This window comes from uncultured Dokdonia sp. (assembly GCF_947496725.1).
Taxonomy (GTDB): domain Bacteria; phylum Bacteroidota; class Bacteroidia; order Flavobacteriales; family Flavobacteriaceae; genus Dokdonia.
This window is the reverse complement of sequence record NZ_CANMDS010000001.1, coordinates 25898-45019: the sequence shown is the minus strand read 5'-3', so window position 1 is coordinate 45019 and position 19122 is coordinate 25898. Positions and strand designations below refer to the sequence as shown.

Below are 19122 nucleotides of genomic sequence, written 5' to 3'. Positions count from 1 at the left end.
TAAACTACTTTTTTATAAATAATAATCCTAAAAAGGTCAACGCACCGTTTAAGATTAATATAAAGAACCCGAACTCAAATCCCACTCCTGCCGAAAGCGTACTTATGATGTATGCAAGAATAGGCGATGCAATGGCAACTACTGGGACAAACTTGTCTTTTACATTCCACTTTGTAAAGAGTCCATATGCATAAAGGCCTAAGAGAGGTCCATAAGTATAGCCAGCAAACGTAAATAGTTTTGCGATTACTGTAGCATCTGCAATTACGTATTTAAATATGATGATAACGGCAATGAGTACAAGCGACATTACAATGTGGATGCGTTTGCGCACTGCTACTTGCTTTACGGCATCATATTTTTTTTCGATGTCTAGTATGTCTATACTAAAAGAAGTGGTAAGTGATGTAAGGGCGCTATCTGCACTTGAGTATGCTGCTGCGATTAGTCCCAGTAAGAAAACAATAGCCAGCCCAATACCTAAGCCGCTATTTACAGCAATGGTAGGGAAGAGTTCATCTTTGTGTGCGTCTATACCGTTTTGTGATGCATATACAGTGAGTAATAATCCCAGTGCTAAGAATACAAGATTTACAATGGTAAGCACGATGGTAAACCAAAACATATTTTTTTGGGCATCACCTAGATTACGACAAGTAAGGTTTTTTTGCATCATATCTTGATCTAGCCCAGTCATCACAATAGATATAAAGGCTCCAGATAAAAATTGCTTTACAAAGAAGTCACCGCTTTTCCAGTCGTCAAAAAAGAAAATCTGACTCATATCGCTATTAGAAATGAGATCTAAAGCCGCTCCTGCATTGAGACCCATCTCGTCACTCACAAAGTAGATAGCCACACCCACCGCGATGAGCATAAAGAGTGTCTGTAAGGTATCTGTCCATACAATGGTTTTTATACCAGCTTTAAAGGTATAGAGCCAGATAAGTATGATGGTAAGGGTTACTGTTACAAAAAATGGTACACCCATCTCATCAAAAACGAGTAGCTGTAATACGTTTGCAACAAGGTATAATCTAAAACTCGCACCTATAATTCTGCTTAGTAAAAAGAAAGATGCTCCAGTCTTATAAGAATAGGTACCAAATCTCCCTTCAAGATAGGTGTAGATTGAAGTAAGGTTCAATTTATAGTAGAGTGGGAGCAGTACGAGACCTATTACCGCATAACCCACAGTATAACCAAGGACGACTTGAAAATAGCTAAAGCTTGATGCCTCAATCCATCCAGGGACAGATATAAAGGTAACTCCAGATAGTGAAGCTCCTATCATCCCAAAAGCAACAAGATACCAAGGAGATTGCTTGCCTGCTTTAAAAAAATCTGTGTTAGAATCTCCCTTGCTTGTTAAGTAGCTTATGAGCATAAGCACACCAAAGTAACCAGCAATAAGAAGTAATATATGTAAGGGCTGCATATCAATTATATTAAGAATACGAATATACTCTTTTGATAAATGATTGCAGATTGTGCAGTTAAGATTTCTCTATACAGTGCTTCTCTTACTCGTAACGTAAAGACTCTACAGGGTCAAGCTTTGCCGCTTTTATAGCTGGAAATAAACCAGATAATATTGCAATTGCAAATGTGATTATAGTTGCTGCAATAATTGCTCCCCAAGGAGTGGTAAATACAAAGTCTGCAATAGAGGCTATAAGTGCACCTATACTTATACCTAGTACAATCCCTGTAAGACCTCCTAGTTGCCCCACGATGATTGCCTCGTATAAGAATTGTGCTGCAATGGTAGATTTTTTTGCTCCTAGCGCCTTACGTACGCCTATCTCTCGTGTACGCTCTGTTACAGAGACAAGCATTATATTCATAAGTGCGATGCAAGATCCAAAAATCGTAATGATACTTATTACCCAGGCGGCCACATTAAGCACACCCGTTATTTCGGCTATTTGATTAATAAGGTCGTCACTGCGTCCTATACCAAAGTTATTTTCTTCTACAGGCGTAAGCCCACGTATGTTCCTAAAGGTGAGTATCGCTTGTTCTTCGGCGCTGTCTAGAAGTTCTGCGTCTTCTACCATTACACTCACGTTGTAGTTTATGTTAGGTTGGGTAAACATCGTTCTCGCTACTTGTATCGGTATGAGAACTCGCAAGTCTTGATTGTTGCCAAAGGTGGCACCCTTTTCTTCAAGAATGCCTATTACGTTAAACTTGGTACCACGTATACTTATGGTTTTCCCTATAGGGTTATCATCCTTAAATATATTTTTATAAAAGTCACTTCCTAATACACAAACTCGTGTGTTATTATTTATATCAAAAGAGGTGAAGTTTCTTCCCTTTTCTAGCTTGAGGCCGGAGTTGTTTAAGAAGTTTTCATTTACACCTACTACGCTTGCTTCTGGATCTGTCTTTTCATTTTCATACTTCACTTCTGCACTTCGTGTTCCTTGAAAAGAGATAGCAGTACGGGCGGTAGGGTAATTGTATTGTTCTGTAAATTCCTTTACCTGACGATAACCTATAACGGGGTTAATAACCTGTTTTTCATTAGAGCGACGTGAGGTAAACTCATAACGTTGCACATTAAAGGTGTTACTTCCCATACTTGCAAAGTCTGAGCTTATCGTATTCTCAAGCGCCTTTACAAGACTTAAAATCCCTACCAGAGCCGTGATACCTATGGCAATGATAAATACTGTTAAAATAGTACGCAACAGCTGACTTTTAATACTGTCAAAGGCGATTCTTAAATTCTCGCGAAATAGTGAAAACATAGGTTCAAGTATGAATTAAGCATTTCAGAAACACGATTGTCTCTGTACACAATGTACGATAAGACTATTAACTCGTCAAAAAGTTACCAAACTTTTCAAATAATTCTCTCGTGGCTTCAATTTTTAAGATATTTGCGAGTGCATTTTAAATATGCCACAACCGCAAATTTTGTGGTAAATCACATTGTGAAAAAGAGATATACGCTTTCGCGAAAGTATAAAAAGAACACAGGTAGTCTTTCCTTTTAATTATTTTGATAGGAAGTACCTTAAAGAATACGACTGTAACATATGAGTACAAAACCTTCAATACCTAAAGGAACCAGAGATTTTTCACCAGAAGAAGTTGCAAAGCGCAGCTATATTATGAACACCATACGCACGCAGTTTCAGCGTTTTGGTTTTCAGCCTATCGAGACGCCTAGTTTTGAAAACAGCAGCACCTTGATGGGTAAATACGGAGAAGAAGGTGATCGCTTGATATTTAAAATTCTTAATAGTGGTGACTATTTACGCAAGGTGAAGGATGACGCTTTCGCGAAAGCGGACTCAACAGCACTCACACCACAAATCTCAGAGAAAGCACTTCGTTACGATCTTACGGTACCTTTTGCGAGATACGTAGTACAACATCAGAATGATATTGTATTCCCATTTAAGCGTTTCCAGATGCAACCCGTATGGAGAGCAGACCGCCCACAGAAAGGACGTTTTCGCGAGTTTTATCAGTGTGATGCAGATGTGGTAGGAAGTGATTCTCTATGGCAAGAAGTAGAGTTTGTACAGTTATATGATGCTGTTTTTAGCGCATTAAAGCTAGAAGGAGTGATTATCAAAATGAACAACCGCAAGGTACTTTCTGGTATTGCAGAGGTGATAGGCGCGAGTGATAAACTCATAGATTTTACCGTAGCGCTAGATAAGCTTGATAAAATAGGAGAAGAGGGCGTGACTAAAGAAATGCTTGCCAAAGGCATTACTCAAGAGGCGATAGATAAGGTAGCACCGTTGTTTACATTATCTGGAACGTTTGGTGATCAGCTAGGGACGCTTAAAACTCTACTTGCAGATTCTGAGACAGGAATGGAAGGAATTAACGAACTGCTTTTTATCAATGATGCTATAGAAAACTTAGGTTTACAAACCGCAACACTACAACTAGACGTAACCCTAGCCCGCGGACTCAACTATTACACGGGAGCTATTTTTGAAGTAAGCGCTCCAGAAGGTGTACAGATGGGAAGCATAGGTGGCGGTGGTCGCTATGCAGATCTTACAGGTATTTTTGGACTTAAAGATATGAGTGGTGTAGGGATCTCTTTTGGTCTAGATCGTATTTACCTTGTGATAGAAGAGTTAGGCTTATTTCCAGAAGAGGCGACAGAAGGCGTTAAAGTGTTTTTTGTAAACTTTGGAGATCAAGAAGCAAGTTATGCAATGCAAGCGATAAGCAAGCTACGCCAATCCGGAATCTCAGCCGAGTTATATCCAGATGCCGTGACGAGCAATAAGCAAATGAAAAAGCAAATGACCTATGCAAACCGTCGCAATATTCCTTATTTAGTACTAGCTGGAAAAGAAGAGATGGAAGCAAAACAATATACGCTCAAAAATATGGCAGAAGGCTCACAAGAGACTGTAAGCATAGATGAACTAGTAGCAGCTTTGAAATAAATTTTTATTTTCTCCAGCCCTAAAGGGAGAAAAAATATAATGAATAAACCGAGCCACCCTTCAGGGACGGGGAAAGCTCGTTGAGAATTTAAAACAGAGCCATCCTTCAAGAACGGGAAGCTCGGTGACTAACGACTATTGACATAACACCTATGAACATCGATTTTAAAAAACTCCTTCCGCATATTCTAGTTGTACTTGGCTTTATAGTCGTGGCGCTGGTTTACTTCAATCCGGTGTTATCTGGAAAGCGCATTTATCAAAATGATATCAAGCTCTATGAAGGGATGGCAAAGCAACATCGTGACTTTAGAGCAGAAACGGGTGAGGAGACCTACTGGACTAATAGTGCCTTTGGAGGGATGCCTACCTACCAGATGGGAGCGAGGTTTGAGTATGATATGATGGATAAGCTGGATCGTGTGATTCGCTTTTTACCACGCCCAGCAGATTATCTTTTTCTATATTTTATTTCTTTTTATGCATTAATGCTCGTGATGCGCGTCCCTTGGAAGCTTGCCGTAGTTGGTGCGCTAGCTTTTGGCCTGTCTACGTATCTCATTATCATTATAGGCGTAGGGCATAACTCAAAGGTGCACGCCATAGGTTATTTTCCGCTCGTACTTGCGGGTATTATACTTACGTATCAGAAACGATATCTCTGGGGATTTTTACTCACTGCCGTTGCAATGGGGCTAGAAATACAAGCAAATCACTACCAGATGACCTATTATCTAGGGTTGCTTTGTGTGATTTTAGGGATTGCATACCTCATAGATGCTATCAAGAAAAAACAACTTCCACATTTCTTTAAAGCTTCGGGAATATTAGTAATTGCCGTACTATTAGGTCTCGCTACAAACGCAACCACCTTACTTGCTACTGCAGAGTATGCAGAGACAAGTATACGTGGCGAGCAATTATTAAAAGATGACCTAGCCAAAGACGCCGTAGAAGACGGTCTTGGCTTTGATTACATAACGCAGTGGAGTTATGGAAAGCTAGAATCCCTCAATCTCATTGCATCAGATTTTATGGGAACCGGTACCGCTGCCGATTTGGGTCGTGATTCCGCTTTCGCGAAAAAGTTAAGCGAGTTAGGAGTGCCTCCTAATGAAGTAAGCTATTACGCGCAAGGAACAAGATTGTACTGGGGAGAACAACCGTTTGTAGAAGCTCCTCCATACCTTGGAATAACTGTTTTTGCACTTGCAATATTAGGACTGTTTCTAGTAAATGGAAGATTGCGCTGGTGGTTACTAGCAGGTATGATTGTGTCACTCGTATTAAGTTGGGGAAAGAACGTAGAAGGAATTACACGTTTCTTTATTGACTACATTCCGTTATACAATAAGTTTAGGGCGGTTACGAGTATACAGGTGATTTTAGAGTTACTGTTACCTATCGCTGCAATGGTAGGTTTACACAGATTTTTAAACGACCGAGTTGATCAAGCCGAAAAGCAAAAGAAATTACTCATCGCTATAGGTTCGCTAGCAGGTCTTTTTGTGATACTCTACCTTTTTAGCGGAAGCTTATTTAACCTACGCTCTGCCGCCGAAGGACAGATGGCCATCGAGCAACCAGAAATATTAAATGCCATAAAAGAAGATCGCCTCGCTGTATTAAAAAGTGATGTGTTGAGGTCTTTACTATTTGTGCTTTTTATAGGAACCGCTCTGTGGTTAACGCTCAAGAAAAAGATTTCAGAAAACATTGCAATAATCACCATTGGTGCGCTCATAGTTTTTGACCTTGTAGGGGTAGATAGACGTTCTGTAAATGAAGAAAACTTCATCACCCAGCGACAATATGATCAAAACTTCCAGATTACTCCAGCAGATGAGGAGATGCTTAAGGATGATAGCTATTTCCGCGTGATTGATCTGGCTCGAGGATTTAATAATAGCCATACTTCGTACTATTTCAATTCGCTTAACGGTTATTCTGCTGTACAACCGCGTACGATTGATGATTTATACAATCAGCAGATTGCTCAGGGTAATGCTGAGGTGCTTAATATGTACAATGTAAAATACATCCTTCAAGATAGTGAGCAGGGTATGGGGATAAGCAAAAACCCAGAAGCAAACGGTCCAGCGTGGTTTGTAAATGAGATACAGTACGTACCAGATTATAATGCAGAGTTTGATGGTCTCACAAAAGTAGACACAAAAAACACAGTACTCATCCGTGAAGAATATCGTGAGGAACTAGGAAACTTCCAGCCGCAACGTGATACCACGGCTGTGGTAGAAACTAAAGAGGTACAGCCTAACAAACTCGTGTACCAAGTAGAAAATGGAAGCGATGGCTTTATGGTTTTTGCAGAGAACTATTATAAAAATGGATGGATTGCCACTGTAGATGGTGTAGAAACTACCATTTTACCAGTAAACTATGCCTTGAGAGGTATTAAAGTACCTGCAGGCGCTCACGAAGTGGTGATGACTTTTGAGCCACAAGTGGTAAAAACCGGAGGGATGATTATGCTAGGCAGTAGTTTATTACTTTTCTTACTAGTTGCGGGAGGGATATTCTACACGGTAAAAAACCGTGATTCAGAAACACAGGCTTAATGAATAACAAGGTACTCATCATCGCATATTATTGGCCACCCGCTGGTGGTCCCGGTGTGCAACGATGGCTCAAGTTTACAAAGTACCTACCAGAATTTAGCATAGAACCTATTGTTTACGTTCCAGAAAATCCTAGTTATCCTATCGTAGATGATTCTTTGGTTGCTGAGGTTTCAAGTAAGGTGACTGTGATTAAACAACCTATTAAAGAGCCGTATGGGTTGGCGAGTACGCTTTCGCGAAAGCAAACTAAAACCATCTCATCGGGCATTTTACCAAATGAAGGAAAGCAGAGCTTGTTACAAAAAGCGATGCTCTACGTACGTGGAAACTTCTTTGTGCCAGACGCAAGAGTAGGGTGGGTAGCACCTTCTGTGGAGTACTTGAAAAAGTACGTCGAAGAAAACGATATTGAAAAAATCATCACTACAGGACCACCGCACAGCTTACATCTCATAGGCAACCAACTCAAAAACTGGAAACCCAACCTTAATTGGTTAGCCGATTTTAGAGATCCGTGGACGACTATTGGGTATCACGATAAACTCCTAATGACCGCCAAAACAAAAGCGCGCCACAAGCAGTTAGAAAAACAAGTTCTCACCACTGCAGATCATATAATTGTAACCAGCCCAGGAACAAAAAGAGAATTTCAAGCAATTACCAAAAGACCTATTACCGTTATCACAAATGGGTTTGACGATAGAGTAATCACTCCGCATCAACCTACAGAGCGGTTTGTATTATCTCACATAGGTTCTTTACTCTCAGACCGCAATCCGCAGTTGTTGTGGAAGGTGTTGAGAGCATTATGTGATGAGTTACCAGCCTTTTCTAAAGCGCTAGAAATACAGCTTGTAGGGAAAGTAAGTCAAGAAATCATTGACGCAATAACGGCAGCCGGTCTAGAGTCACAATTGAACCTTGTAGGTTATGTAAGCCACCAAGAAGCACAGCGATTACAAGAACAAGCAAATGCCTTGCTCCTCATAGAAATTAACGCCGAAAAGACAAAAGGCATCATAGCTGGAAAAATCTTTGAATACCTAAGCGCACAGCGACCTATAGTCGCTATAGGTCCTAAGGGTGCAGACATCGGAGCTATTATTGAAAAAACAGCAACAGGTAGTTTTGTAGATTACAGTCAAGAGAAAAACTTGAAATCAGTGATTGAAGCGTTATTTACAGGTGACTACAAGTATGAAAGTAATACAACCGAAGTAGCCAAATATCATAGGAGAGAGCTCACAGCACAACTGAGTAATTTAATAGCGCAACTATAAAAGAAAACTGTGGGAATCGTATTAAAACAATCTTTTCAGAATCTTATCACAACCTACTTAGGTTTTGGTTTAGGTGCCGTAAACACACTGTTTTTGTACGTAAACTTTATGAGCGATACGTATTATGGCTTGGTAAGCTTTATTCTGTCTACGGCTTTTATTTTAGTGCCTTTTCTAGCCTTTGGGGTTCAAAATACGATAGTCAAGTTTTACTCATCTTTTGACGGAGAAGATCAAGATCGGTTTTTAAGTTGGATGCTGGTTTTACCACTATTTTTAATTATTCCCATTACTGCAATCACGTATTTCTTACATCAGCAAATTGCAGATTTCCTTTCGTCAAAAAATGAGATTGTTTCTGGCTACGTGTGGTATATCTTCATTATCGCCTTGTCGTCGGCTTATTTTGAGATATTTTTCTCTTGGTCTAAAGTGCAGCTCAAAAGTACGTTCGGTAATTTTTTAAAGGAGGTTTTTCATCGTTTGGGCGTGACCTTACTTCTTGTGTTACTGGCTTTTTCTATCATAAATGTGGATACTTTTTTAGTGCTTACGGTTGCCATTTATGTAGTGAGAATGATTGTGATGCTACTCTATGCCTTTGGACAACGAAAGCCTGTTTTTACGCTTTCGCGAAAGCGTAATCCCTCAAAACTTGATAGACAGCGCACCGCTATTATAAAGTACTCAACGCTTATCATAATCGCGGGTTCTGTGGCAACTTTGCTTATCGATATAGACAAGTTTATGATAGGTAAATATGTGGCGATAGAAAATGTAGCTTACTATGCAGTTGCTATCTACATCGCAACGGTGATAGGTGTGCCTGCGAGGGCAATGCACCAGATTACATACCCGATGGTGGCAGGTATGCTCAATAATAAACAGTGGGAGGAAATGCGCATACTTTATAAGAAAAGTAGCCTGAGTTTATTAGTAATTTCTGGCTTGTTATTTTTACTGATATGCTGCAACATTAAAAGCCTTTATCTCATTGTAGGTCCAGCCTATGCGACGGCACTTTATGTAGTGCTTTGTATAAGTGCTTCAAAACTTTTAGATAACTGTCTGGGTATAAATAATGCTATTGTATTTAATAGTGATTATTATCGCATTGTACTGGTAATAGGAGTTGTGGCGGTAATTGTAGCAGTAATTTTAAATATGGTGTTGATTCCCACACTGGGGATAAATGGTGCTGGAGTGGCAACGCTTATCGCAACGGTAGGCTACTCGCTTGCCAAATTACTTGTGGTACAAGCCAAATTTAAAATGCAACCATTTTCTAAAAAGTCGCTATTAACCTTTGGAGTGATTGCTACCTTGTTTTGTGGGTTTTACTTTTGGGATTTTTCTTTTAATCCGCTAGTGGCAATTGTTGTAAAAGGCACTATGTTGGGAAGTATATACCTCATACTTTCTTATAAGCTTAAACTTTCTTTAGATATTAATAACGCGATCGATAGCGTGCTTGGTACTTTGTTTAAAAGATAAAAACATTGCTTAATAACATAGAAAAACCCCGATTTACAATTGTAAATCGAGGCTTTAACAAACCAACCAAAGTTATCGTTAGTATATGAGGATTAACATTTATCCTCGTACACGTATATTTTTATTCTTCTTAATCTTTATATTTCTACCGTTTGCACGCTGTGCCCTTTGTGTGCGGTAGTTATAATCTACAAGATCAACAATACGACCTCTTCTATTATAAATCACCTTCATATCTCCTACACGATCTAGACGACCATTTGTATATCTCAAGGCAACAGAACCTATCTGTCTTACTTTACCACGGCGGTTGTAATCTATGAGATTGCGACCTACTTTATAAATTTCACCTTGACGGTTATATTTAACAAAAGTGTTATTTCTATAAGGATATGTTACACCGTAGGCGTGTCCTGGAGTACCTTGATTGAAACCTCTGCGACCTTCTGTGCGAGTTTGATATCTATTACCACGTTGTGTAAAATCAAACTGTCCATTTGTATATACCTCAAAGGTGATACCTCTCTCAGTAAATGTGATAGACTGTGGTACATTGTAACGTGGCCCTCTTTCTGTAGTGTGATCGAGATCTGTCACTGTGTTTGCTTGTGCAGTCATTCCTCCTAGAAACAATACTGCGATTAATAGCTTTTTCATAATATAAAAGTATTAGGGTTGATACGTTACCGTCTTTCGGTGTACGCTTGCTAGTTAGTTTGCAATCAGCGTGCCATAAATAGAAAAACCTTGTTACGTACAGTGTTTATAGGTGTTAACGCTTTCGCGAAAATGTACTCGATATGAGTCTTAGAAATTAAAAAAGCGCTATTTAATGATATAAATAACGCTTACTTTTTAATAATGATTTTTTCTACATAGGTGTAGTGTCCAGAAACTTACTCTTAAGTTCTGGAGTAGGAATCATACAGGCTTCTTTTTTGCCAAACCATTTATAGCGATTACGGGCAATAAAGTCATATACCGCATCACGCAAGAATCTCGGAAGAATTAAAAACACAGCAAGCAAAGGCCAGCCCGCAGAGAGTTGCTTTGCAATGCGAAGCGCCGCCGTAGATTTTGAATAGGCTTTATCTTCAGTCACTAAAATGATAGAGTCTACCTTATCAAGGTCTATATGATGTTTTGCAGCAAGTTCTTTACCTATCTCGCTTTGCAAAGGCGCATATCTAAATATATCCTTCTTATCACGCTGTATGATAAAGGTGATGGCACCATTGCACAAGTTGCAAACTCCGTCAAAAAGGATGATTTTTTTAGTCATACTAATGATACGCTATTACTTAGCATTCTTCTTTTTGCGTTGTACGAGCTCTAGTTGTTCTAGGGAGACGTTTGTGGTAAACATCCCGTAATCTACGGTGGCTTTGCCTTTTTCTATACTATCTATCACTCCCACAGCCTTACCGTCAAACATACGCACGCGATCTCCTTCTCTTAAAATCACCTTTGGTTTTACAACCTCAGGTGCTGTTTTCTTAGCCTCTTTCTTTTTCTCACGTATTACTTTTACGTGCTTTTCGGCTTCTTTTTTTGTGGCGATTGCTTTGGCTTTTTCTGCTTTGGCTTGCTTTGCACTTTGTTTTTTACGCTTACTATTTTCTATCTGTACGATTTTCATAAACTCAGCTACGAGTTCGCGTTTTTTCTTATCGTGATAGAATTTCTTGCTTATGCCATCTAGCTTTGTACCTAAGTAAATCAAGCGCTGGTTGCTGTCATACAGTTCTTGATAAGCCTCTAGCTTGCTTTGTACCTTCTCGTTTATTTCGGCGAGTTGGGCTTTTTCTTTTGCGGCTTGTTGTTCTTTCGCTTTAAGCGAACTAGTAGTTTTTGAGAGTTTACTGCGCTCCTTTTGTAGGTTTGCGATACTCTTGTCAAAACGTATTTTGCCACGCTCTACCTTTTTCTTAGAACGGTTTATAAGCGAGTAGGGGATGCCATTTTTTTGTGCTACCTCAAAGGTAAAGGAGCTTCCCGCTTCTCCCATATGTAGCTTAAAAAGTGGCTCTAGTGTACGTGCGTCAAAGAGCATATTTGCATTTACAATCTCTGGCGTCTCGTTTGCCATCATCTTGAGATTTGCATAGTGCGTCGTGATAATACCAAAGGCCTCACGCTCGTGAAAAACCTCAAGAAACGTCTCTGCCAGCGCACCACCCAGCTCAGGATCTGACCCTGTACCAAACTCATCTATAAGAATAAGCGTGTTTTTATCACACTTCTTAAGGAAGTAGTTCATATTCTTAAGGCGGTAGCTGTAGGTACTTAAGTGATTTTCTATACTCTGGTTATCACCTATATCTGTAAGAATCTTATTAAACAGGCACATTCTAGAATACTCGTGTACCGGTATAAGCATACCACTTTGTAGCATTACTTGCAGCAGCCCTACGGTTTTTAAAGTGATACTCTTACCGCCGGCATTAGGTCCAGAAATCACAATAATGCGACTCCCTTGATCTAGGTGTATATCTTGCGGATACGTCTTCTCATTTTTTGCATTGTTATTAAGAAGAAGTAGTGGGTGATAGGCATCTTTTATGGTAAGTTCCCTATCTGTAGTAATTTTAGGAAGTAGGCCATTAAGCTTTTCGGCATACTTCATTTTTGCGGCTATTACATCTATGTCGCTCAGTAGCTCTTGATACTCCTCAAATAGCGGGATGAAAGGACGCATCGCATTAGTAAGTTCTTTAAGAATACGTTTTACCTCCTCATCTTCCTCAAAAATAAGATTGTTGAGTTCGCGCTGCGCCTGTAGCGTCGCTTCTGGTTGTATATAAGTGATGCTCCCCGTCTTTGAGCTACCCATAATAGAACCTTTTACCTTACGTCTATGCATCGCAGTTACAGCAAGTACACGCACATTATCTACTATTGTCTCGCGTATGTCATCTAGATAGCCATAACCAGCATACTGCCCTAATGCGCTAGAGAAGCTTGAGTTTATACGACCTTTAGTTTGGTTAATCGCTCGGCGTAAGGTGCCTAGGGTAGGTGTTGCATCATCGCGCACCTCACCATACTTATCTATTATTCTTGTGACAGCGTCTATAATCCCTGTGGTATACTCCGTTTCCCTTACAGTATTATAAAGCGTAGGGTAGAGTTCTTCAAACTTTTTAAAAAACTTGAGGTGAATATTTACCGTCTCAGAGATGCTAGATAGTTTTTTAAAACTCCCTTTCTCAAGGGTACTATCTTCTATGGCTAGGTATTTTAACTCGTGGTCAAGACTATCAAAGCCGTGATTAGGTATTGCACTATCTGCCGTTCTAGAAGACAGATACTCATTAGTCTGATGAAGGCCAAAAAGCGCTTGCTTAGGTGTAGGGTAGGGCTCTATGGTGAGCGCTTTTGCTTTACCTTTTTCTGTCGTACAACGCTCAGAAACCTGCTCACAAACAATATCAAATTCTAAGTCTTGAAGTGTCTTTTTATTGATTTTTATCATAGGGATCTCGCTTTCGCGAAAGCGTAATAGAACCACAACGGCTCTGTAATTATTTCTTTTTTCTCTAGCTTTGAGTTGTCTAATAGCAATGACAAACTCTTATACAAAAATACGGATTATGCACGTAAATATAGAAGACAGCTGGAAGCAAGAACTCACTACCCAATTTGAGAAGCCTTATTTTAAATCGCTTACCACATTTGTAAAGGAGGAGTATGCTACACACACTTGCTATCCGCCGGCTGGGGAGATTTTTTATGCCTTTGATCATTGCCCTTTTGATAAGGTAAAAGTCGTGATTATAGGTCAAGATCCTTACCACGGTGCTGGACAGGCTAACGGACTTTGCTTTTCTGTGCAAGATGGCGTAGCTCATCCTCCATCACTTAAAAATATCTTTAAGGAGCTAGAGACAGATATGGGACTACCTACACCAGTATCTGGCAATCTAGATAGATGGGCAGCACAAGGAGTGTTACTTCTCAATGCAACGCTTACAGTAAGAGCAGGCGAGGCAGGATCTCATCAAAAGCAAGGCTGGGAGCAGTTTACAGATGTGGTGATAGATACGCTTTCGCGAAAGCGTGAAAACATCATTTTCTTACTCTGGGGAGGATTTGCCAAAAAGAAAGGTAGAAAGATAGATGCGTCAAAACATTTTATCCTACTCTCTGGGCATCCATCACCACTAAGCGCAAACCGTGGGTACTGGTTTGGTAACAAGCATTTTAGTAAGGTAAATGAGATTTTATTGAGTAAAGGAGAAGCACCAATAAACTGGTAAAACAGGACATAAAAAAAACGACGCCGAAAATTTGAATTAGCTTTCAGCGCCGTTCTTAACTTAATATATAATTAGCTTACTCTTCTTCCTCGGTTTCTACTTCTGACCCTTTGTTGCAAGAAAACTGTAGCAGTAAAAAATTTACAGCGACTAGAATTCCTATAACAATAAAAAACGTCGTCATCTAGGGTATTGAAGGTTGGTTGTTGTGCTATAGATGCATAGAAATAGGAATGGTTGCGTATAAAATCAAAAAAATTATAAATTAATCTTAAATTTATTTATATCTATCTGATTATCAATCATTTTTAAATCAAATATTTTTGACTGCACACGTGTTAATTCTTCGTCTGTAATCTGTTTTTGAGACCAAGTGGTCATAGAAAGCCATTGCTGTATGTCTTCTAGTTGTTGCTCGTATCTATTTGCTAGGGTACGGTCTATAGATGGTATTTTCTTAAAATCTGCTGTAACGGTATTAATTACATCTAGCACAATCTCTATTGATGCCTTATGTTCCTCTATAAACGACTCTCTACCTGCAATTACAAAACAACTCCAAGGTGTAGGAAAGTCACCTAGACGTCTAAAGACTCCATTATCTACAATGGGTTTTGTGGTAAAATGTTCCCACATAAAATAGTCTGCAGTACCTTCAGTGAGTGCTTCTATAGCCCCGTCTAAGGTGTTAATCACATTAAACTTAAGAGCACTAGTATCCCAGCCGCGCTGTTCTGCTTGTACGTGTGCCATAACGTGAGAGCCAGACCCATAACGGCTTATGGCACAGGTCGCGTTCTCAAGTTCTTCTATAGATGTAAATTCACTTTTTGCACCTACGTGTACTCCCCATTGTAAAGGAGATGATACGTAGACCTGCAATATTTTTGAAGGATTGCCATTTGCTATGTCTTTTATTATTCCTCCCGTGAGGATAACAGCAAGATCAATCTCTTTGTTGCGCAGTGCCTTATTCATTGCTCCAGTTCCTTCTGGAAACATTATCCACTCTAGATCTATGCCGTGATGAGCAAACATTCCATCCTCTATAGCAAGATGCCAAGGGAGGTTAAAGTGTTCTGGTACTCCGCCTATGCGTATTTTAATCATATATTAGGTATGCTTATTCTTTAAGTAGTCAAAAATAGCATATTGTGACCTAATAGCCGTTTTATTTTCATCCTGCTGTCTCACATATGTATTTGAAGCCACAGCATCTTGTATGCGGGCTTTAACCGTATCTTCAAGTTGTAGGGTTAATATATCTAGTAATTCCTTTTTACAGTCAGGCTGTGTGATAGGTACAAGTACTTCTATACGTCTATCTAAGTTACGCGTCATAAGGTCTGCACTTCCCATATACACTTGCTCTTCACCACCGTGATAAAAATAATAGATGCGACCGTGCTCTAAGTATCTATCTAGTATAGAAGTCATATAGATATTGTCACTAAGCCCTTTTATACCAGGTACAAGAGAGCTAAAACCTCGTACCAGCATACGTATTTTTACTCCTGCCTGACTAGCTTTATACAGCAACTGAATCATTTCTTTATCCTCGAGGCTGTTAATTTTTATTTTAATTTCTGCCTTTTGTCCTGCTTGAGCATATTCTATCTCATCATATATAAGTTTTTCAAAAGTGCGACGCGTGGTAAACGGACTTACTAGTAAGTGTTTGTTGCGCGGTACAATGAGGTCTCCCTGTAATACTTTAAATACCCTATCGAGTTCTTTACTTAACTTCTTATTTGCAGAGAAGAAGCCGTGATCTGCATATACTTTTGAGGTTTTTGCATTAAAGTTACCAGTGCCTATGTAGACGTATCTTCTATTTTTACCTTCTTCTTTACGCTTAACGAGTAAAATTTTAGAATGTACTTTTATTCTTGGGTAACTGTAAATAACTACAGCACCTTTTTCTTCAAATTTTCTTCCCCATTTTATATTGTTCTCTTCGTCAAAGCGTGCTTTGGCTTCTATAAAAATAAATACCTTCTTACCGTTATCTAAAGCTTTAAGTAGGGCAGAGGTAAGTGGTGACTCATCTGCAACACGGTAAAGGGATATTTTAATTTCGGTAACTGTGGGGTCTACAGAGGCTTGTTCTATAAAGCGCTCAACATAGTTAAAAGACATAAAAGGAAAATGCACCAGATGATCGCGCTCTTTTAATGCTGTAAAATAATCGTCTGTATGGGCTAGTGTGCTGTGTGGTATGGAGGGTTGTTCTTGATAATGCAGTTTTGGGTTATCTGTAGGATCGGGAAAACTAAAAAAATCATTAAAGTTATGATAACGACCTCCTGGCATCATATCTACCTTACCCACATTGAGTAATTTTCTTAAGCGTTTTGCATCTTCCTTGTCCATAGACGCGTCATAGAGTAGCCGCGTAGGTTGTCCTTGGTGTCTTCGTTTTAAAGATTCATAAATACGCTCTGCGAGTATACCATCTACCTCATCATCCAGATATAACTCTGCATCTCTTGATATTTTTACCTCGTAAATTCCTCTAATAGTTTCGGCAGGAAAAATATCTTGCATTTTATGATGAATGATATCATCTATAAACGTGAGATAATGTGCTCCATTTTCTTCATATAGCTCTAGAAAACGATTTATTTTATCTGAAGGAATATTTACAAATCCTACCTTTTGAGTATCCTTAAATAGCACATAAAAATATAGCGCTTGATCCTGCAAGAAGATATCACCTTGTTTTACATTTACTACAGTTACTTCTAGAAGAGGTTTTAATTTTTCTTCATAGTAAGCATCAATAATAGCATCGTGCTTTTCTGTATATAATTTGGAGGTAAGAAGATGTATACCATTTGCCTTAAGCTCTGGTATAATATGTAGTCTAAAGACCTTGCCAAAACGCTCCTGCTGAGTATGTACAGTTTTCTTTATCTCCTTAACAATCTTATTAGGCCTTAGTGAGAGTTCTTTACGTATCTTCTTCTTAACTCTTTTAAGTTGACGCAGCTGTGACACGCGCACACGAAAAAACTCATCAAGATTTGTAGAGTATATGGCAAGAAACTTTATACGCTCATAAAGCGGATTATTTTCTACATCTTCTGCCTCTTGTAATACGCGCTCATTAAAAGCTAGCCAGTTTATATCGCGATGCTTAAAATTAGTCTCGTCTAGTTTAATCATAGGGAGTTTTTCTCAAATGTACAAAAGCGTACTCCCTACAGTTTTAATTATCTGTTAAATGATAAACGGAACCATTACCTCTTTGTTTTATGAGTTTTAAAGCCTTTCTAAAACTTCTTGTATAAGTTTTTCTGTTTGCTCTGTAGGTGTTGTGCTAAAGGTTTTGTTTACTCTATTTGCGAGGATACAGTTTAAAGAAATTGCTCTATGCCCTAATAATTTTGCAAGGCCATAGATGCCAGAAGTTTCCATTTCTAGATTTGTGACACGCAGGTTGAGTCCGCTTTCGCGAAAGCTAAAAGAACCCAATTTATCATTCATCTCAACGTCGCTCGTTTTAAGTCTAAGCATTCTACCTTGAGGCGCATAAAAACCTATGTTTGTAGCAGTAAAACCTTGGTGAAAATCTGGCTCATTAAATTTTGAGGCTAGCGTTTCATCACAAGACACTATGTAAGGAGCACTCTTTTCTTGAGCCCAGTCCATATGTTTTATAAACGCTTCTTGTACCTCAAAGTGCTGTATGTGCTTACTATCGTAAAAATGTAACAGCGCATCAAGTCCCATTGCGTAACGACTTATTAAAAATGAGTCTACAGGGATGTCTTTTTGTATAGCCCCACTGGTCCCAATGCGTATAATATCAAGTGTTGTGTGCGTATCTTTTACAGCTCTAGTCTCTAGATCTATATTTACAAGCGCATCTAGTTCATTAAGGACAATGTCAATATTATCTGTACCTATACCAGTTGATATGACGGTAATCTCTTTTCCTTTATAAGTTCCTGTGCTTGTTTTAAACTCACGTTTTTGTGTTGTAAATCGTACACTATCAAAGTATTTTGTAACCGTATCTACACGATCTGGATCACCTACGGTGATAATTGTTGTAGCAATATCTTGCGGTTTAATATTAAGATGATAGATACTCCCGTCTGGGTTAAGTATAAGTTCTGAAGAGGCTATGGCCATATTATAATTTTGTAAGCTGGTGGTTATTTTCATCATAGGTGTAATCATACTTTGACACACCACCTAGGTTGCAAGAATAAGCGATTTTTTGAAATACATTTTTACCGGTGTCTAGAATGCTACTAGACTCTTCTGTGAGTATAAGTACATCATTCTGGATTGTAAAAAAAGGTCGCATTCTTTCAATCATTTTAAATAGTTGTATATCTCCATACCCATAGTAACCTTGGTAATTGAGCATATAACCACATAGTTGTTTTTCTGATTTAATTTCATACTTGCGTATGAGTCTAAGCATATTTGTTTCCAGTGTGTTAAGTCCACTCTGCACGTGCGGAAATCGCTCTTTGTGTGCACTTATACAGTTAGATAAATAGGTGAAGCTAGTATCTTTTGCACGCTGTGGCTTAAGCTTTAAGTGGTCATTGCCACAATATAGCCTCCATAAATCATCTGCAAGAAAGATATCGTGGTTTGTAAGCGTAGTCTTGTCTTTATAATGAGCCAGTAGTTGCTGGTCAGATAGTTGCGAGAGGCCTTTAAGCTCTTTTTCGCCAGTTACACGACCGCTACACACAAGTGAGACAATACCCTTGTAATTTATAGCACGTAAAAAACTTATACAGGCAAGCATATTAATGTGACAAAAGAGATCATATTCAAACCATAAGACGACTTCTTCATATAAATGGGCGTCTGCAATAATAGCTAGCTGACTCCCAAATTTATCATCATAAGATCCAGCGTGCTCCGGGTAATTTGATTTAAAAAAAGATATACGTGCCGCTCTAAACTCTTCACTGGCTAGGTTTGCCACTGTCTTACCTTCACACAGCATCTCTCGCCATACCGCATAATCTCCTTTTACTTGCATTGCAAGTAATCTATCATTAAGGCTATCGCCGTTTGTAACGTGTAAGAGTTGTGACATAGG

14 protein-coding genes are annotated in these 19122 nt (G+C 39.0%); 5 read left to right on the top strand and 9 right to left on the bottom strand.

All coding sequences use genetic code 11. From position 1 onward, the window contains the following. Positions 1 to 4 precede the first annotated feature (4 nt). Positions 5 to 1438, bottom strand: coding sequence for a sodium:solute symporter (locus Q0948_RS00190; protein WP_298348707.1), 1434 nt, complete (start codon positions 1436 to 1438; stop codon positions 5 to 7). Between the two features lie 85 nt (positions 1439 to 1523). Next, complete coding sequence (locus Q0948_RS00185) at positions 1524 to 2759, bottom strand: ABC transporter permease (RefSeq protein ID WP_298348710.1); 1236 nt, start codon at positions 2757 to 2759, stop codon at positions 1524 to 1526. Between the two features lie 291 nt (positions 2760 to 3050). Here Q0948_RS00185 and hisS point away from each other — a divergent pair, with 291 nt between their 5' ends. The 4 genes from hisS (at position 3051) to Q0948_RS00165 (ending at position 9789) form a co-directional block, all read left to right on the top strand. Beyond that, positions 3051 to 4433, top strand: coding sequence for a histidine--tRNA ligase (hisS, locus tag Q0948_RS00180; RefSeq protein ID WP_298348712.1), 1383 nt, complete (start codon positions 3051 to 3053; stop codon positions 4431 to 4433). 152 nt (positions 4434 to 4585) lie between these two features. Beyond that, positions 4586 to 7012, top strand: coding sequence for a YfhO family protein (locus Q0948_RS00175; protein WP_298348714.1), 2427 nt, complete (start codon positions 4586 to 4588; stop codon positions 7010 to 7012). Continuing rightward, complete coding sequence (locus Q0948_RS00170; protein WP_298348716.1) at positions 7012 to 8295, top strand: glycosyl transferase family 1; 1284 nt, start codon at positions 7012 to 7014, stop codon at positions 8293 to 8295. The genes Q0948_RS00175 and Q0948_RS00170 overlap by 1 nt, the downstream gene beginning before the upstream one ends. A gap of 9 nt (positions 8296 to 8304) precedes the next feature. Beyond that, positions 8305 to 9789 carry a polysaccharide biosynthesis C-terminal domain-containing protein gene (locus Q0948_RS00165; RefSeq protein WP_298348718.1) on the top strand — a complete coding sequence of 495 codons (1485 nt, stop codon included), beginning with the start codon at positions 8305 to 8307 and terminating at the stop codon, positions 9787 to 9789. A gap of 99 nt (positions 9790 to 9888) precedes the next feature. On the opposite strand, the gene Q0948_RS00160 is transcribed toward Q0948_RS00165, so the two are convergent. The 3 genes from Q0948_RS00160 to Q0948_RS00150 all read right to left on the bottom strand — a co-directional run bounded on the left by Q0948_RS00160 (position 9889) and on the right by Q0948_RS00150 (position 13264). Continuing rightward, entirely contained in the window at positions 9889 to 10446 is a 558-nt protein-coding gene (locus Q0948_RS00160) for a hypothetical protein (protein ID WP_298348720.1), read from the bottom strand. A 214-nt stretch (positions 10447 to 10660) separates the two neighbouring features. Beyond that, positions 10661 to 11071 carry a thiol-disulfide oxidoreductase DCC family protein gene (locus tag Q0948_RS00155; protein ID WP_298348722.1) on the bottom strand — a complete coding sequence of 137 codons (411 nt, stop codon included), beginning with the start codon at positions 11069 to 11071 and terminating at the stop codon, positions 10661 to 10663. Positions 11072 to 11086: 15 nt separating this feature from the next. After that, positions 11087 to 13264, bottom strand: a complete 2178-nt coding sequence (locus Q0948_RS00150; RefSeq protein ID WP_298348724.1) for a DNA mismatch repair protein MutS — start codon at positions 13262 to 13264, stop codon at positions 11087 to 11089. A 118-nt stretch (positions 13265 to 13382) separates the two neighbouring features. Here Q0948_RS00150 and Q0948_RS00145 point away from each other — a divergent pair, with 118 nt between their 5' ends. Next, the gene (locus tag Q0948_RS00145) at positions 13383 to 14048 is read left to right on the top strand and encodes a uracil-DNA glycosylase (RefSeq protein ID WP_298348726.1); all 666 of its coding nucleotides are present in this window, start codon (positions 13383 to 13385) and stop codon (positions 14046 to 14048) included. Between the two features lie 258 nt (positions 14049 to 14306). Here the strand turns inward: Q0948_RS00145 and Q0948_RS00140 are convergent, their stop codons facing one another. The 4 genes from Q0948_RS00140 to Q0948_RS00125 form a co-directional block, all read right to left on the bottom strand. Continuing rightward, positions 14307 to 15158 carry a substrate-binding domain-containing protein gene (locus Q0948_RS00140; protein ID WP_298348728.1) on the bottom strand — a complete coding sequence of 284 codons (852 nt, stop codon included), beginning with the start codon at positions 15156 to 15158 and terminating at the stop codon, positions 14307 to 14309. A gap of 3 nt (positions 15159 to 15161) precedes the next feature. Next, a complete protein-coding gene (gene ppk1 / locus Q0948_RS00135) occupies positions 15162 to 17216 on the bottom strand; it encodes a polyphosphate kinase 1 (protein ID WP_298348730.1) in 2055 nt (684 codons plus the stop codon). 96 nt (positions 17217 to 17312) lie between these two features. Next, positions 17313 to 18188 carry a nucleoside phosphorylase gene (locus Q0948_RS00130; protein WP_298348808.1) on the bottom strand — a complete coding sequence of 292 codons (876 nt, stop codon included), beginning with the start codon at positions 18186 to 18188 and terminating at the stop codon, positions 17313 to 17315. A 1-nt stretch (position 18189) separates the two neighbouring features. After that, positions 18190 to 19119 carry a DUF1835 domain-containing protein gene (locus Q0948_RS00125; protein ID WP_298348732.1) on the bottom strand — a complete coding sequence of 310 codons (930 nt, stop codon included), beginning with the start codon at positions 19117 to 19119 and terminating at the stop codon, positions 18190 to 18192. Positions 19120 to 19122: the final 3 nt, after the last annotated feature.

What these genes read in the sequence shown, in the direction of transcription:
- Q0948_RS00190 (WP_298348707.1), bottom strand. Translation starts at nt 1,438, where the DNA reads ATGCAGCCCTTACATATATTACTTCTTATTGCTGGTTACTTTGGTGTG.
- Q0948_RS00185 (WP_298348710.1), bottom strand. Translation starts at nt 2,759, where the DNA reads ATGTTTTCACTATTTCGCGAGAATTTAAGAATCGCCTTTGACAGTATT.
- hisS (WP_298348712.1), top strand. Translation starts at nt 3,051, where the DNA reads ATGAGTACAAAACCTTCAATACCTAAAGGAACCAGAGATTTTTCACCA.
- Q0948_RS00175 (WP_298348714.1), top strand. Translation starts at nt 4,586, where the DNA reads ATGAACATCGATTTTAAAAAACTCCTTCCGCATATTCTAGTTGTACTT.
- Q0948_RS00170 (WP_298348716.1), top strand. Translation starts at nt 7,012, where the DNA reads ATGAATAACAAGGTACTCATCATCGCATATTATTGGCCACCCGCTGGT.
- Q0948_RS00160 (WP_298348720.1), bottom strand. Translation starts at nt 10,446, where the DNA reads ATGAAAAAGCTATTAATCGCAGTATTGTTTCTAGGAGGAATGACTGCA.
- Q0948_RS00155 (WP_298348722.1), bottom strand. Translation starts at nt 11,071, where the DNA reads ATGACTAAAAAAATCATCCTTTTTGACGGAGTTTGCAACTTGTGCAAT.
- Q0948_RS00150 (WP_298348724.1), bottom strand. Translation starts at nt 13,264, where the DNA reads ATGATAAAAATCAATAAAAAGACACTTCAAGACTTAGAATTTGATATT.
- Q0948_RS00145 (WP_298348726.1), top strand. Translation starts at nt 13,383, where the DNA reads ATGCACGTAAATATAGAAGACAGCTGGAAGCAAGAACTCACTACCCAA.
- Q0948_RS00140 (WP_298348728.1), bottom strand. Translation starts at nt 15,158, where the DNA reads ATGATTAAAATACGCATAGGCGGAGTACCAGAACACTTTAACCTCCCT.
- ppk1 (WP_298348730.1), bottom strand. Translation starts at nt 17,216, where the DNA reads ATGATTAAACTAGACGAGACTAATTTTAAGCATCGCGATATAAACTGG.
- Q0948_RS00130 (WP_298348808.1), bottom strand. Translation starts at nt 18,188, where the DNA reads ATGGCCATAGCCTCTTCAGAACTTATACTTAACCCAGACGGGAGTATC.
- Q0948_RS00125 (WP_298348732.1), bottom strand. Translation starts at nt 19,119, where the DNA reads ATGTCACAACTCTTACACGTTACAAACGGCGATAGCCTTAATGATAGA.